The sequence below is a fragment of the Actinoplanes sp. CA-131856 genome (genome assembly GCF_050956135.1).
Taxonomy (GTDB): Bacteria; Actinomycetota; Actinomycetes; order Mycobacteriales; family Micromonosporaceae; genus Actinoplanes.
On sequence record NZ_CP191849.1, the window covers coordinates 5,549,882 to 5,564,197 of the forward strand.

A 14,316-nucleotide genomic window follows, 5' to 3' on the forward strand; every position below is an offset into this window, starting at 1 on the left:
ATCGTGAGTGCGATAGTGTCACCGCGTGCGATCGTCGTCAAGCAGTGTTCGGCGAGTTTCCATGGCGGATGTCGCCCGGCTGGCCGGGGTCTCCTCCCAAACGGTGTCGCGCGTCTCGAACGGGCACCCCGGTGTCGTCGATGCGACGCGGCAGCAGGTCCTCGACGCGATGAAGGAGCTGGGCTACCGGCCCAACAGCGCCGCGCGCGCCCTCAAGCGCGGCGAGTTCCGGACCATCGGCGTCATCCTGTTCACCCTGGCCACCACCGGCAACAGCCGCACGGTCGAGGCTATCGCCAACCACGCGGCCGAGCAGGGATATGCGATAACGCTGATCCCGGTGGCCAGCCCCACCCAGGACGGCGTGCTCGGCGCCTTCACCCGCCTCGGCGAGCTCGCGGTCGACGGCGTCATCGTGATCATGGAAGTCCACCTGCTCGACGCGGTCGCCCTCGAGCTGCCGCCGGGCGCCCAGGTGGTGGTGGTCGACTCCGACGCCGGCGACCGCTATCCGGTGGTCGACACCGACCAGGCCGACGGCGCCCGCCAGGCCGTCAGCCACCTGCTCGGCCTCGGCCACGACACGGTCCGGCACGTCAGCGGCCCGGCCGACTCGTTCTCGGCCGGCCGCCGGGCCCAGGCCTGGCGCGACGTGCTCACCGAGGCCGGCCGCCCGGTGCCGCCCATGCTCCAGGGCGACTGGTCGGCCGAATCCGGCTATCGGGCCGGCCTCGAGATCGCCGGCGACCCCTCGTGCACCGCCGTCTTCACGGCCAACGACCAGATGGCCCTGGGTGTGCTGCGCGCCCTGCACGAGCGCGGGCGCCGCGTCCCCGACGAGGTCAGCGTGGTCGGCTTCGACGACATCCCCGACGCGGTCTCCTACCTGCCCCCGCTCACCACCATCCACCAGGACTTCGCCGAGATGGGCCGGCGCTGCGTCGACCGCCTCCTGCACCAGATCCGCGGCGAGGCCGCCCCGCCCGGCCGCGCCCTGGTGCCGACCCGGCTCGTCACCCGCGAGAGCACCGCCCCACCCCCGCCACGGCCATGACTCCGGAGGTCCGGTACGCGCGCCACGGCGAGCTCAGCCTCGCCTACCAGGTGCTCGGCACCGGACCGGACCTGCTCTTCCTCCCGGGCTTCGTCACCCACCTCGACCTGGCCTGGGAGGAGCCGAGGCTGGCCCGCTTCCTGCGCGGGCTGGCCGGTTTCGCCCGGCTCATCCTGTTCGACCGGCGCGGCACCGGCCTGTCCGATCCGGCCCCGGGCGGCCTCACCCTGAGTGACGCGGTTGAGGATGTACGGGTCGTGCTGCGCGCCGCCGGATCGGCATGCCCCGCGCTCTTCGGCGTGGCGGTCGGCGCGGCCATTTGTACGGAATACGCGCTGCGCCATCCGGAGTCCGTGCGCTCACTGGTGCTCTGGGCCGGTCACGCCCGCCTGCTGGAGGCGCCCGGCTATCCGGCCGGCTGGACACCGTCGTTCCTGGCCGGGGTGCTGGCCGGCGTAGACGAGCACTGGGCGGCCGGCGCCGGGCTCGACGCGATGAACCCGTCGCTGGCCGGCGATGCCCGCCACCGCGAGTGGTTCGTCCGGCACGCCCGCGCCGCCGCCAGCCCCCGGCAGGCCCGCGAGCTGTTCGGCCTGTGCGCGGCGGCCGACTTCCGCGACGCCCTGCCCGGCCTCGAGGTGCCCACGCTGCTGCTGCACCGCACCGGCGACCCGTGGCTGTCGGTCGAGCACTCCCGGTGGGTCGCCGCCCACCTGCCGAACGCCCGGCTGACCGAGCTCGCGGGCGACGACCATTGGCCCTGGATCGGCGACGCGGAGGCCCCGCTGGCGGCGATCGGGGAGTTCCTCACCGGCGTACGGCCTCCTCCCCCGCTCTTGTCTTTGTTGACTCCCCGCGAGAAGGAGGTCATGGCCCTGGCCGTGCGGGGCCTGACCGCTCGCGACATCGCCGCGCGGCTGTTCATCAGCGAGCGGACCGTGGAGACCCACATCGAGCACGCCTATCGCAAGCTCGGGGTGAGCTCACGCATCGAGCTCATCCGCCGGTACCGCGACCTTTAGCTCATCGCGGCGGCGGGTCAGATAGGCGATCTCGGCCGTGTTGCCGGCCAGGCCGATCGCCTTCTCGTACGCCGCGCGGGCCGGCCCGCCGCGCCCCAGCCGTCGTAGCAGGTCGGCGCGGGTCGCGTGGAAGGCGTGATAGCCGTCCAGCCGCTCGGCCAGACCGTCGACGGTGGCCAGCCCCACCTCCGGGCCGTCGAGCTCGGCCACCGCCACGGCCCGGTTGAGGGCGACGACGGGCGACGGGTCGAGCCGGACCAGCTGGTCGTAGAGGGCGACGACCTGCGACCAGTCGGTGGCGGCGAAGTCGCCGGCGTCGGTGTGCACGGCGTTGATCGCGGCCAGGATCTGGTAGCGGCCGGGCGCGATCCCGCTGGCCAGGCGCTCGCGCACGAGCCGGTGCCCTTCGGCGATCAGCTCCGCGTCCCAGGCCGACCGGTCCTGCTCGTCGAGCGGGATCAGCTCGCCGCCGGGCGCCACCCGGGCCGGGCGGCGGGCCTCGGTCAGCAGCATGAGCGCGAGCAGCCCGGCCACCTCGCCGTCGCCGGCCATCAGGTCACGCAGCAGCCGCGTCAGCCGGATGGCCTCGGCGGTCAGGTCCGGCCGCAGCAGATAGCCCTCGTTGAAGACCAGGAACAACACGGCGAGGACACCCGACACGCGCGCCGGCAGGTCCTCGGCCGCCGGCACCCGGTACGGGATGCGGGCCACCTTGATCTTGCCCTTGGCCCGGGTGATCCGCTGCCCCATGGCGACCTCGCCGACCAGGAAGGCCCGCGCGATCTCGGGCACGGTCAGCCCGCCCACCATGCGCAGGGTCAGCGCCACCCGGGTCTCCATGGCCAGCGCCGGATGACAACAGGTGAAGATCAGCCGGAGCCGCTCGTCGCCGACGGCCCCGACCGGCGCGGGCGGCCCGTCGTCGTACAGCATCAGAGCCTCCCGCTGTTTGCCGTCGCGTTTGCCCTCCCGGCGCAGCCGGTCGACCGCCTTGCGCGTGGCCGTCGTGGTCAGCCAGGCCCCCGGGTTCGGCGGCACCCCGTCGGCCGGCCATCGCTCGACGGCGGTGGCGAACGCCTCGGCCGCGGCCTCCTCGGCGACATCGAGATCACCGAAACGCCGGCACAGGGCGGCGACCACCCGGGCCCATTCGTCGCGATAGGCCGCCGCCACCGCGCTCACAGGAACGGGCGCACCTCGACCCGGCGGTTGCAGGCCCGCGACCCGTCGGCGGCCAGCTTGAGGGCCACGTCGAGATCGTCCGCCTCCATCACCCAGAAGCCGGCCATGTACTCCTTCGTCTCCACGAACGGCCCGTCGGTGACCAGGGCGTCCCCACCCCGGTTGTCGATCACGGTGGCCGTGCTGGGATCGGCCAGCCCACCCGCGAAGACCCAGTGCCCCCGGGCCTGGAGCCCCTCGTTGAACACGTGGATGGCGGCCATCTCGTCGTCGGTGCCGGAGTTGCTCTTGTCATCGATCACGGAAACCAGATATCGCATGCCCATCTCCCTCGGTCACCTGTGCAACGAACGGCTCGGCTCCGATCCGACAGTCAGGCGAGCAGTTCTTCCGTACGAGGGTCGGGCGCGCCGTCGTAGTACCTGTCCAGAACCGCGCCGAAGACGGGCTGATCCGGGTCCGCGTGGCGGAAGAGCGTCATCGACGACCGCGCCTTGAGGTCGTCGGGATAGCCGAACAGCTGCTCGGCGGTGGCCGCCGGCGACGCCGCCGCGGCCTCGGAGATCTCGACCAGCCGGGGGCCGAGCACGGGATGGGCCAGATAGTCCCGGGCCTCGGCCAGGTCACGGATCGCGTAGAACCGCGCGGTCGAACTGGAGCCGAGCCCGGCCAGCTGCGGGAAGACGAACCACATCCAGTGCGTCCGCTTACGCCCCCGCTTGATCTCGTCGAGGGCGTCCTCGTAGACACCCCGCTGCGCCGACACGAACCTGTCCAGATCCGTCATCGTCCCCACCCCGTCCCGCGTGTAGTCGCCGAGCCTAGTACTCCGCCGCGCGTTCGACGGCGAAGTCATCGTGGCCGGGCGCACGGCACGCCGGGCGCGGAAATCCGTACCGGTACGGATGTGCCGGCGCGGGACGGTTCCTAGCGTCGGGGCATGGATGAGGTGAGCCGGATCGTGAAGGCGGCGGCCGAAGGGCCGGAGGCGGTGCGGGAGGTCCTGCCGGGGCTGATCGGTGGGGACTGGCCGCAATGCGGTAGGGAGCCGGACAGGGAATGGCAGCTGCACGCGCTGCACCGGGCTCCCGAATGCTCGGTCGTGGTGGCGGTGTTCCGGGCCGGGGCACGGGCGCCGATCCACGATCACGGGGCGTGGGCGGTGATCGGGATTCATCGGGGGCGGGAGCGGGAGACCTGGTTCCGGCGGGACGCGGACGGCCGGCTCCATGAAGAGCGCAGCTTCGAGAACGCGGCCGGTGGCGTCAGCGTCGTGCCCGACGGGGTCATCCACACCGTGGAGGCGCTGGGCGAGGAGGACGCGGTCTCCGTGCATGTGTACGGGACGGACATCGTCGCCCAGGAGCGGCACGAGTACGACCCGGTGACGCGGCGGGTGAGCGTCTACCGGCCGCCGTTCGCGTAGTCGGCGGGGTCGAGGCGGGCCGTGCGGCGCTTGTACTCCGAGGCCATGCCGGGCCAGTTGGTGACGATGCGGCCGGCCGCGTTGCGGTACCAACTCTGGCAGGCGGTCCACACCGAACCCGACAGGCGCCGCTGGATCTCCTCGTCGTAGGCGGCCGCGACGTCCCGGCGTACCTCCAGAGGCTCTGACCCCCGCGCGAGCCGGCGGACGGCCTGGACCAGGTAGCGGGCCTGGCACTCGTGGAAGTAGAGCACCGACGTGTTGCCGGTGTTGGTGTTCGGGCCGTACATGAGAAACAGGTTGGGGAAGCCGGGAACCGCCATGCCGAGATGGGCGTACGCCCCGTCGCGCCACTCCTCGTCGAGGGTGACGCCGTCGCGGCCGGCGATCCGCAGCGGGGTGACCAGGTCGGACGCGGCGAACCCGGTGGCGTAGACCAGCAGGTCGCACGGATGCAGGGCGCCGTCGGCCGTGCGGACGCCGCCGGCCGTGACCTCGACGATCTTCTCGGTGACCAGGCTGACGTCGGGCCGGGCCAGGGTGGGCAGCCAGGCGCTGGTGAACAGGACGCGCTTGCAGCCCATCGGCTCGTCGGGGGTGACCTGGGCCCGCAGCTTCGGGTCGCGCACCTGCCAGCGCCGCTGCACGCCCGAGACGGCGCGCAGCAGCGCGCCCGACACGCGACGGCCGAGCAGCGCCCGGCCGGTCACGATGGTCATGGCCCAGACGCCGGCCCGCGGAAGACCCATGAGAGACGGGATCCGGTGGTACGCCACGCGGCGGCCGGCGCCGTAGCGACGATCGGGCCGGGGCAGCGTCCAGGGGGCCGTGCGCTGGAAGACTGTCACGTGGGCGGCACGGCCGGCGATCTCGGGCACGAGCTGGATGGCGCTGGCACCCGTGCCGACGACGGCGACCCGGCACCCGTCGATCGGCAGCCCGGGACGCCAGCGGGCGGTGTGCACGGCCGGACCGGCGAACCGCTCGGCGCCGGGCAGCGACGGCACGACCGGCTTGGTGAGCTGCCCGACCGCCGGCACGAGGACGTCGGCCTCGATCAGCTCACCGCCGGCGGTGGTGATCACCCAGTGGCCGCCTTGCCAGCGCGCCTCGACCACGTCGGTGTTCAGCCGCACCCGCCGCGTAATGTCCCGCTCGTCGGCCACCCGCCGCAGGTAGGCCAGGATCTCGTGGTGCGGCGGAAACCGCCGGCTCCAGGCCGGGTTCGGGGCGAAGGAGTACGAATAAAGGGGCGCGGGCACGTCGCAGGCACAGCCCGGGTACGAGTTGTCGCGCCACACCCCTCCTATCTCGGACGCCCGCTCGAGCAGGACGACGTCGGTGAACCCGGCCTCGAGCAGCGCCACGGCGGCGGCGATGCCGCCGAAACCGGCCCCGATGACGAGCACCCGCGGATTCATTGACACAAGTTAGCAGCTTGTTGGCGCACCGCCAATAAGCGATGTCAGCTCGCTTCCAGAAGGAGACGGGCGCAGGTGCGCGGGTCGTCGGCGAACGGGAGATGGCCGCAACCCGGCAGTCGCACGTGCCGGGCCCGGGGCATCAGGACGCGGGCCCTCGCCGCCTGGCGGTAGGGCAGCACCAGGTCGCGGGTGCCCCACGCGATCGTCACCGGGATGCCGTCGACCATGCCCCTCTCGTAGCGCCACTCCCCCAGCCTCTTGCGGGCCGCGCCGAACCCCGGCGCGGCGACCAGGGCTCGCGCGTCGGACACACACTCGGCCGGATCGAGACGGGCCGGTTTCCCGTAGAAGACACCGCACAGCGCCGCCCGGCCCGGTGTCGTGCGCATCAGCAACGGCATCGCCGGGCCGAGGGCCGCCCCACCGGCCCGCGCCACGCCGACCACACTCCGGCACCACCGCGCCCCGGCCGGGCCGAAGAAGCCGACCGGCGAGAACGCCGTGACCGACCGGGCCACACCCCGGCGGCCCAGCTCCAGCGCGACCGCGCCGCCCAGCGAGCTGCCGCCCAGCGCCGGCCGGGTGACGCCGAGCTGGTCGAGGAACGCGGTCACCCGGTCGGCCAGATGGGGCACGTCGCCCGGACCACCGTCCGCTTTGGACGCGCCGAAGCCGGGCAGGTCGAGCGCGATCACGTCGTGATGTCGAGCGACCTCGCCGAGGATCGGCTGCCACACCTGCCAGCGGCTGCCGATGCCGTGGATCAGCACGAGGGGACTTCCGCTGCCCTGCCGGTGGAAATTCACCGCGCCCTCCTTGTTGACAGCCCGCCAACAACGGCGCCACCATACCCCATGACGTACGACTATGACGTCCTCGTCGTCGGCTCCGGCTTCGGCGGCAGCGTCAGCGCGCTGCGGCTCACCGAGAAGGGCTACCGGGTCGGTGTGCTCGAGGCGGGCCGCCGGTTCGCCGACGACGAGCTGCCGCAGACGTCGTGGCGGCTGCGGCGTTATGTGTACGCTCCGGCGCTGCGCTGCTTCGGCATCCTGCGCCTCACCCTGCTCGACAACGTGCTCATCATGTCCGGCGCGGGCGTCGGCGGCGGCTCGCTCGGCTACGCCAACACGCTCTACGAACCGCCCGGCACGTTCTTCACCGATCCTCGCTGGTCGTCGGTCACCGACTGGCAAGCGGAGCTCGCGGGGCCGTACGACCAGGCCAAACGCATGCTCGGCGTGACGGTCAACCCCCTGGAGACCGCCTCGGACCGGGCGCTGCGATCGGTTGCGGATGATCTCGGGGTCGGTCACACCTTCCGCCGTACGCCGGTGGGAGTGCTCTTCGGAAAGCCCGGCCGCGACCCGGACAGCGGCGGCCACGCGGCCGTGGAGGACCCGTTCTTCGGCGGCGCCGGTCCGTCGCGGGCGGCCTGCACCCATTGCGGCGCCTGCATGACCGGCTGCCGCGTCGGCGCGAAGAACACCCTCGTCAAGAACTACCTTTATCTGGCCGAGCGTCTCGGTGCGGCTGTCCACCCGCTGACGACCGTCACCGACGTACGACCGCTCCCGCAAGGGGGTTTCGAGGTCCGCACGCATCGCACCGGCGGCGTTCGCCGCCGTGTCTTCACCGCCGGGCAGGTGATCTTCGCGGCCGGGGCCCTGGGTACGCAGCGTCTGCTGCACCGTCTGCGCGACCGCGGCTCCCTGCCGCGCGTGTCGCCGCGGCTGGGCGAGCTGAGCCGCACCAACTCCGAGTCGATCCTGGGCGCGCGCACCCGGCGGCGCGACGCCGACTACAGCCGGGGCGTGGCCATCACGTCCTCGATCCACCCCGACGCCTCGACCCACGTCGAGCCGGTGCGGTACGGGCGTGGCAGCAACCTCCTCGCGCTGCTCGCGACCACGCTGGTCGACGACGCGGGCGGGCGGTCACGCCTGCTCACCGGGCTGCGGCAGCTGGTACGCGACCGGCGCGATCTGCGGCTCATGACGTCGCCGCGCCGGTGGTCGACCGAGACCGTGGTGCTGCTGGCCATGCAGGCCCTGGACAACTCGATCACCGTCTATCGCAAACGGGGCCGGCTGCGCACCCGGCAGGGCGTCGGCGAGCCCAACCCCGAGTGGGTGCCGGCCGCGCACGACGTGGCCCGCCGGGTCGCCGCCGAGATCGACGGGGTGCCGCTGGGCGCCATGACCGAGCTGATCGGACGCCCGGTGACCGGGCACTTCCTCGGCGGCTGCGCGATCGGAACATCGGCCGAGACGGGGGTCGTCGATCCGTACCACCGGATGTTCGGTCATCCCGGCCTGCACGTGATCGACGGCTCAGCGGTCGCGGCCAACCTGGGGGTGAACCCGTCGCTGACCATCACGGCGATGGCCGAGCGGGCGGTGGCCCTGTGGCCGAACAAAGGGGACGTGGATCCGCGCCCGGAGCTCGGTTCGCCGTACACCCGGATCAGCCCGGTCGAACCCGCCAGGCCGGCCGTTCCCGCCGACGCGCCGGGAGCGCTGCGGCTGTGAGGGCTGCCCTACCATGCGGGCATGCCACAGTTCCCGGGCCGCGACGGCGGCGAGTGGGAGTACGACGACGCGTTCGGCTCCGAGGGCGGCATGGGTGCGGTCTTCCGCGGGAAGTCGCTGGTGGACGGTTCCCCGGTCGCCGTCAAGAGGGTCCGGCTGAAATGGGCCAGCACCCGGGCCGAGCGGGTCCGCGAGCGCGAGATCGAGGTCGGCGACCGGCTCACCGAGGCCGCCCGGACGGGTGACGCCACCGGACATCTGGTGCTGCCGCTCGACATCGCGTTCGACGGCGGTGATCTGCTGATCGTGATGCCGCTGGCCGACGGCTCCCTCGCCGACGACCTGGCGGACGGCCCGATGACCATCGAGGCCGGCCTGAAAGTGCTGCGGCAGGTGGCCGAGGGGCTGGTCGAGCTGGCCGCCGTCCCGATCGCGCACCGCGACCTGAAGCCGGGAAACGTGCTGCGCTTCGGCGACACATGGAAGATCAGCGACTTCGGCCTGTCGCGGATCCTGACCGAGGTCACGGGCACGTACACGACGGGCGGGGGCGGAACCCTGCCGTACATGGCGCCGGAGGTGTGGACCGACCAGCGCGGAACGGCCAAGTCGGACCTGTACGCGCTGGGCGTCCTGGCCTACGAGGTGTTCACCGGCGAGCGCCCCTTCCCCGGCCCGTCCGAGGACGACTTCGAACGGCAGCATCTGACCGAGGCGCCGCCGAACACGCCCGGCCTGCCGCCGCGGCTGTCCCGGCTGCTCGCCCGGCTGGTGGCCAAGACGCCGGCCGACCGGCCGCAGGACGCCCGGGCGGTCATCGAAGCCGTCGACAACCTGCGGCAGAAGCTGACACCGGCCCAGGAGGGACTGGTCGACGACGTCCGCCGGCACGAGGAGCGGCGGCGTGACGAGGACATCGCGGTCAACGCCACGGCGACCGCCGAGCAGCGCCGCCGGCAGGAGCGGCGCCAGGCGATGGCCGATCTGTCGGCGATCCTCGAGGACGCGTTCGACGACATCGCCGAGGCGCTGCCGGACGCCCGGCTCGACGCCGCCGCCTGCGAGGTAGCGGTCGGCGGGCTGCGGGTCCGCTTCCAGCCACGGGAGGCGTTCGATTTGTCGGGCCGGGGGACGAAAGTGCTGGGCGCGGCGGCCTTGAGTTATGGACCGGGCGAGACGGTGTCGCCCTATTCGGACAGGAACCGCTCGGCGCACGCGGTGCTCACCTGCCGGCGCGCCGGTGGCCGTCTGCAATGGACATTTTGGATCGGGCCGCTGACCACCGGCGGGCCGGAGCGCCCGCTGGACCCGGCAGGGGTCATCAGCATATTGCGGGCGGCCCTTCATAAGTAGTTCGACTACATATATAGTTCCGCCATGCGTGAACCGACCTACTTCATCCTGGCCGCGCTCCAGGATGAGCCGCTGCACGGCTACGCGATCATCAAACAGACCGAGGCCCTCTCGCGGGGGCGAGTGAAACCGGCGACCGGCACGCTCTACACGGCTCTCGACCGCCTGACCCACGAGGGCCTCGTGCGGGTGGTGAAGGAGGAGGTCGTCAACGGGCGGGCGCGGCGCTACTACGCCCTGACCTCCGACGGCCTGGCCGCCCTGCGCGCCGAAGCCGCCCACCTGGCCGCCGCCGCCCGCGTCGTCAACGACCGCACGGTCCCCGACCGCTCCGGCCGTTTCGCCTTCGCCTTCCGCGACGGCCGCTTCTCCCCGGCTTCGCGTGCCGCCGCCCACCGCGAAGGGCGCCTCGCGTGAGCACCGCCCTCGAGCGCCGATACGCGCGTCTCCTCCGCCTCTACCCTTCCGGCTACCGGCGCGATCGCGGGCCCGAGCTTCTTTCCACGCTGATCGAGTCCACCGAGGACGGCCGCGCCCGGCCACCGCTCCGCGAGACCGCCGCCCTGGCGCTGGGCGCCCTGCGTGCGCACGCCGGCCACCACCGGGGCGGCTGGCTCACCGCCTTCCGCGTCGCCGCCCTCATGCTGCTCGTCTACGACGTGGCCGACCGGGCGGTCGTCGTCACGAACGAGGCCCTGCGCGATGGGCCCTCCCTCTGGTCCACCACCGAGCTGCGTCTCACCCTCGTGGCCCTCGCCCTCGGCGTCCTGGCCATCGCGGCCGCCACGGCCAACCGCTTCCTGCCGGCGGTCGCCACCGCCGCGGCCGCCTTCGGCCTCACCCTGGTCGTCGCCCACTCCATGCACAGCCCCGTCTTCAGCGGTTTCTGGTGCTTCCCACTGGCGATCGTCCTGCTCGTGCCCCTGGTGCGCCGGCGACCCGAGCCGGCCACCGCCTTGCTGAGGTACGCCCCGGCCCTGCCGCTCGTGCTGATCCTGACGTCGTTCTTCCCGAGCGTGTCGGGCATCCTGAACTTCGCCGCCGTGGCCGCCCTCTTCCTGGGCAGCCTGCTCTGGCTGGCGATCGACGAGCGCCTGGCCATGGCCGCCGGCCTGTTCCTGCTGAACACGGTCCTGGTCCGGGCCGCCCTGTTCACCGCCGACGGCATACCGGCGTTCCCCGTCGTGGCGATCGAGCTGGCGGTGACCGCGCTCCCACCGGCCGCCCTGCTGCTGACGGCCGGACTTGTCATACCCCGCTGGTACGGTCCGGCCCGAAGACCACACGGGGAGGCAAAGAATGGCTGAGGTGGCGCTGCGCCCGATCGAGGACGCCGACCTGGACGCCTTGTTCGATCAGATGCGAGACCCGGCGTCGGTCCGGATGGCGGCCTTCACCGCCGAGGACCCCGACGACCGATCGGCTTTCGACGACCACATGGCCAAGATCAGAGCGAGGGACGACGTCACCAACCGCGTCATCACGCTCGACGGCCGGCTGGTCGGCAGCATCGCGGCCTTCGTCATCGAGGGCGACACCGAGGTCACCTACTGGATCGACCGCGCACACTGGGGCCAGGGCATCGCCGGCCGGGCGCTGGCCCTCCTCCTGGCCGAGGTGCCGATCCGCCCGATCCTGGCCCGGGCGGCGAGCGACAACGTGGCCTCGATCCGGGTGCTGCAAAGGGCCGGCTTCACGGTCACCGGCACCGACGCCGGCTACGCCCATGCTCGCCGCGCGGAGATCGAGGAGACGCTGCTCCGCCTCGACTGAACCCGCCCGCGGCCGGTCCGGCCGGGATCCCGGCCGGCCACCGATTGCCTGGGGAGCGGGGGCGGGGCTGCTCGCCCCCGCTCCGGCCCTACTTCAGGGTGATGTTGGTGGCGGTGCAGGACTTGCCGTCGGGGACGGAGCCGGTCTGGGTGGGCTCGCCACTGGTCACGCCCTTGAAGATGGCGCAGATGACGGTCTTGCTGGTGCCACCGACGACGGTGACCCTGTCGACGGTGGCCACGTCGCCGAGGTTGGCGTTGACGCCGACCAGGGCCTTGAGCGGGGTCGTCACGGCGACGTTCGAGACCTGGACCTTGCGGGCGTACTGCTTGGAGCAGTTGCCGCAGGAGCGGTAGAGCTTGCCGATGTCGCTGGCCTGGAAGTCCTTGATGACGAACGTGCCCGGGCCGTTGTGCTGGAACGTCTTGTCCGAGGCGTGCAGGGCGCCGCCACCGACGACGGTCATGGTCTGGCTCGCCGAGGTGCCCTTGAAGGTGGCGGCGTCCTCGCCCACGTCCTGCCACCAGACGTTGCGCAGGGTGCAGGTGCCGAGGCAGTGGACGCCGTCGGCGGCCGGGCTGCCGATGATGACGTTGGACAGGGTGGCTCCGTCGGCCAGCTGGAACAGCGGGTCCTGGCCCTCGTCCTGCCCGTCGCCGCCCAGGGCGCCGCCGCCGATGAACCGGACGTTGCCGCCGTCCACCGAGCCCGTGATCTTGCGGGTGGCCGTGAGCGTGGTGGTGCTGACCGGCGTGGGCCAGGACGCTGCCGTTGTCGCGGTCGTGGTCGGCGCGGCGGTCGTCGGCTTCGCGGTGGCCGTCGCGGTCGGCGCCGCCGTCCCGGTGGCGGTCGGCGCGTTGGCGGTCGGCGCGGTGGTGGTGGTCGGCGCGGCCGTGGTCGGTTTCGCGGTGCCGGTGGGCGCGATCGTGGTCGCGGAGGCGGTGGCTGTGGGTGCAGCGGTGGGGGTGCTTCCCGGCGTACCCACGGAAATGTCGTCGAAGGAGGCCGACGCGTCGACCGTGAGCAGGGCGATGCGGCCCTTTGTCAGCTTGGCGGTGGACACGTCGCCCACGACCTTGCCGTCCACGTAGCCGGTGACCCGTTGGCCCGACACGTCCAGGCGCAGCTTGTGCCAGCCGCTGCCCGCGGCCGGCAGGGTCAGCGAGCCCAGCACCGTCACCGACGAGCCCTTGACCTCCTCCAGCCGCGCCGACCCGGATGCCAGCACCAGGCGCTCGAACTCGTGCGATCCGGTGGCCCGGGCGGCGATGCCGGCCGACGCGCCCGCCGAGGCCAGGGTCAGCGGGCGTACGGAGGCCTGCACCGAATAGTCGGTCCAGCCGCTGTCTCCGGCGAAGAACCGGGCCAGCTCGCTGCCGTTGTCGGCCTGCCGCAGCGCCTTGCTGCCGTCGGTCACCACCGACCACGACCCGCCCGACTTCGACCAGCCGCTGGCATCGCCGTCCTCGAAGGTGTCACCGAACGACGGCCCTCCCGCAGCGAACGCGGTGGCCGTCAGTCCCGCCGCCGCGACCGCCACCACGGCGACACCGCCGATCAGCGCGCCCTTTTTGTACGTCATCAATCGTCCTCCCGATCACTTCAGACATGATCAAGTGGTCGGAGGCCCCGGAAAGGTTGCTCACGTTCCAAAGATTTTTTCGCGGGTACGTCTCCCGCCATGTTCGAGGGCTTCCAGGACGAGTGGATCGACGTGGGCGAGGTGGGCCTGCGGGTCCGCCACGGTGGGGACGGCCCACCCGTGCTGCTGATCCACGGCCATCCCCGCACCGGCGCCACCTGGCACCGCGTCGCCCCGCTGCTGGTGGAAGCCGGCTTCACGGTGATCTGCCCCGACATGCGCGGCTACGGCCGCTCGGGCAAGGCCCCCATCGAGGACGACCACCTGCAACAGTCGAAGCGCGCGGTGGCCCGCGACCTGCACACTCTGATGACCAAGCTGGGCCACACCTCGTACGCCACGGCCGGCCACGACCGCGGTTGTTACGTGGCCTTGCGGCTGGCTCTCGATCACGCGGAGCACGTCAGCAAGCTGGTCGTCATGGACGGCGTCCCGATCAGCGAGGCCCTGGCCCGCTGCGACGCCCGCTTCGCCCACGACTGGTACCACTGGTTCTTCTTCGCCCAGCCCGACAAGCCCGAGCGGGCCATCCTCGCCGACCCGAACGCCTGGTACAACGGCGACCCGGCCCGCATGGGCGAGGAGAACTACGCGGAGTTCCGGGAGGCCACCAACGACCCCGACACAGTCCGCGCGATGTTGGAGGATTACCGGGCCGGCTTGGGCGCCGACAACCAGCACGAGCTGACCGACCGAGCCGAGGGCCGCACCGTCACGTGCCCCACCCTGTTCCTGTGGTCCACCCGCGACGACATGGAAGACCTCTACGGCGACCCCTTGGCCATCTGGCGGCGCTGGGCCCCCGACGTGCGGGGCCTCCCGATCGAGTCGGGCCACCACATGGCCGAGGAGAACCCGGAAGATCTGGCGAGCGCCCTGACCGCCTTTCTGCGCTGACCGTCCACTATCGGA

The 14,316-nt window shown here is 72.3% G+C and carries 15 protein-coding genes; 9 read left to right on the forward strand and 6 right to left on the reverse strand.

All coding sequences use genetic code 11. From position 1 onward, the window contains the following. Window positions 1-61: 61 nt before the first annotated feature. Both ACQP2X_RS25770 and ACQP2X_RS25775 read left to right on the forward strand, forming a co-directional pair. Window positions 62-1,054, forward strand: a complete 993-nt coding sequence (locus ACQP2X_RS25770) for a LacI family DNA-binding transcriptional regulator (protein WP_498686143.1) — start codon at window positions 62-64, stop codon at window positions 1,052-1,054. Further along, window positions 1,051-2,076 carry an alpha/beta fold hydrolase gene (locus ACQP2X_RS25775; RefSeq protein WP_498686144.1) on the forward strand — a complete coding sequence of 342 codons (1,026 nt, stop codon included), beginning with the start codon at window positions 1,051-1,053 and terminating at the stop codon, window positions 2,074-2,076. Before ACQP2X_RS25770 ends, ACQP2X_RS25775 begins: the two co-directional genes overlap by 4 nt. Here the strand turns inward: ACQP2X_RS25775 and ACQP2X_RS25780 are convergent. Genes ACQP2X_RS25780 through ACQP2X_RS25790 form a run of 3 tightly spaced genes read right to left on the reverse strand, consistent with a single transcriptional unit; the run spans window position 2,038 to window position 4,045 of the window. Continuing rightward, on the reverse strand, window positions 2,038-3,258 hold the full coding sequence (locus ACQP2X_RS25780) for an RNA polymerase sigma factor (RefSeq protein WP_498686145.1): 1,221 nt from the start codon (window positions 3,256-3,258) through the stop codon (window positions 2,038-2,040). The genes ACQP2X_RS25775 and ACQP2X_RS25780 overlap by 39 nt on opposite strands. Continuing rightward, window positions 3,255-3,578, reverse strand: a complete 324-nt coding sequence (locus tag ACQP2X_RS25785) for a YciI family protein (protein ID WP_498686146.1) — start codon at window positions 3,576-3,578, stop codon at window positions 3,255-3,257. The genes ACQP2X_RS25780 and ACQP2X_RS25785 overlap by 4 nt, the downstream gene beginning before the upstream one ends. A gap of 53 nt (window positions 3,579-3,631) precedes the next feature. Beyond that, window positions 3,632-4,045: a DUF1810 domain-containing protein gene (locus tag ACQP2X_RS25790; RefSeq protein WP_498686148.1), complete on the reverse strand. Its 414-nt coding sequence runs from the start codon at window positions 4,043-4,045 to the stop codon at window positions 3,632-3,634. A 153-nt stretch (window positions 4,046-4,198) separates the two neighbouring features. Between ACQP2X_RS25790 and ACQP2X_RS25795 the strand changes: the two genes are divergently transcribed. After that, window positions 4,199-4,684, forward strand: a complete 486-nt coding sequence (locus tag ACQP2X_RS25795; RefSeq protein WP_498686149.1) for a cysteine dioxygenase family protein — start codon at window positions 4,199-4,201, stop codon at window positions 4,682-4,684. Here the strand turns inward: ACQP2X_RS25795 and ACQP2X_RS25800 are convergent. Together ACQP2X_RS25800 and ACQP2X_RS25805 are read right to left on the reverse strand one after the other, a co-directional pair. After that, window positions 4,663-6,105 carry a flavin-containing monooxygenase gene (locus ACQP2X_RS25800; protein WP_498686151.1) on the reverse strand — a complete coding sequence of 481 codons (1,443 nt, stop codon included), beginning with the start codon at window positions 6,103-6,105 and terminating at the stop codon, window positions 4,663-4,665. The two genes, ACQP2X_RS25795 and ACQP2X_RS25800, sit on opposite strands and share 22 nt — an antisense overlap. Before the next feature lie 44 nt (window positions 6,106-6,149). Beyond that, window positions 6,150-6,914 (reverse strand): alpha/beta fold hydrolase, encoded by a 765-nt coding sequence (locus ACQP2X_RS25805; RefSeq protein ID WP_498686152.1) that lies wholly within the window; start codon window positions 6,912-6,914, stop codon window positions 6,150-6,152. Between the two features lie 48 nt (window positions 6,915-6,962). Here ACQP2X_RS25805 and ACQP2X_RS25810 point away from each other — a divergent pair, with 48 nt between their 5' ends. From ACQP2X_RS25810 to ACQP2X_RS25830, 5 genes are read left to right on the forward strand one after another with little or no spacing between them, the layout of a single operon-like run. Continuing rightward, complete coding sequence (locus ACQP2X_RS25810; RefSeq protein ID WP_498686154.1) at window positions 6,963-8,636, forward strand: GMC oxidoreductase; 1,674 nt, start codon at window positions 6,963-6,965, stop codon at window positions 8,634-8,636. A 21-nt stretch (window positions 8,637-8,657) separates the two neighbouring features. Beyond that, entirely contained in the window at window positions 8,658-9,989 is a 1,332-nt protein-coding gene (locus tag ACQP2X_RS25815; protein ID WP_498686156.1) for a serine/threonine-protein kinase, read from the forward strand. Window positions 9,990-10,013: 24 nt separating this feature from the next. Then, window positions 10,014-10,406, forward strand: a complete 393-nt coding sequence (locus ACQP2X_RS25820) for a PadR family transcriptional regulator (protein ID WP_498686157.1) — start codon at window positions 10,014-10,016, stop codon at window positions 10,404-10,406. Beyond that, window positions 10,403-11,296, forward strand: coding sequence for a hypothetical protein (locus tag ACQP2X_RS25825; RefSeq protein WP_498686159.1), 894 nt, complete (start codon window positions 10,403-10,405; stop codon window positions 11,294-11,296). Before ACQP2X_RS25820 ends, ACQP2X_RS25825 begins: the two co-directional genes overlap by 4 nt. Further along, window positions 11,289-11,762: a GNAT family N-acetyltransferase gene (locus tag ACQP2X_RS25830; RefSeq protein WP_498686161.1), complete on the forward strand. Its 474-nt coding sequence runs from the start codon at window positions 11,289-11,291 to the stop codon at window positions 11,760-11,762. Before ACQP2X_RS25825 ends, ACQP2X_RS25830 begins: the two co-directional genes overlap by 8 nt. Before the next feature lie 88 nt (window positions 11,763-11,850). Here ACQP2X_RS25830 and ACQP2X_RS25835 read toward each other — a convergent pair whose 3' ends face one another. After that, on the reverse strand, window positions 11,851-13,344 hold the full coding sequence (locus ACQP2X_RS25835) for a pectate lyase (RefSeq protein WP_498686163.1): 1,494 nt from the start codon (window positions 13,342-13,344) through the stop codon (window positions 11,851-11,853). A 99-nt stretch (window positions 13,345-13,443) separates the two neighbouring features. On the opposite strand from ACQP2X_RS25835, the gene ACQP2X_RS25840 reads away from it, so the two are divergent. After that, window positions 13,444-14,301 carry an alpha/beta fold hydrolase gene (locus tag ACQP2X_RS25840; protein WP_498686164.1) on the forward strand — a complete coding sequence of 286 codons (858 nt, stop codon included), beginning with the start codon at window positions 13,444-13,446 and terminating at the stop codon, window positions 14,299-14,301. The last annotated feature ends 15 nt before the right edge of the window (window positions 14,302-14,316 follow it).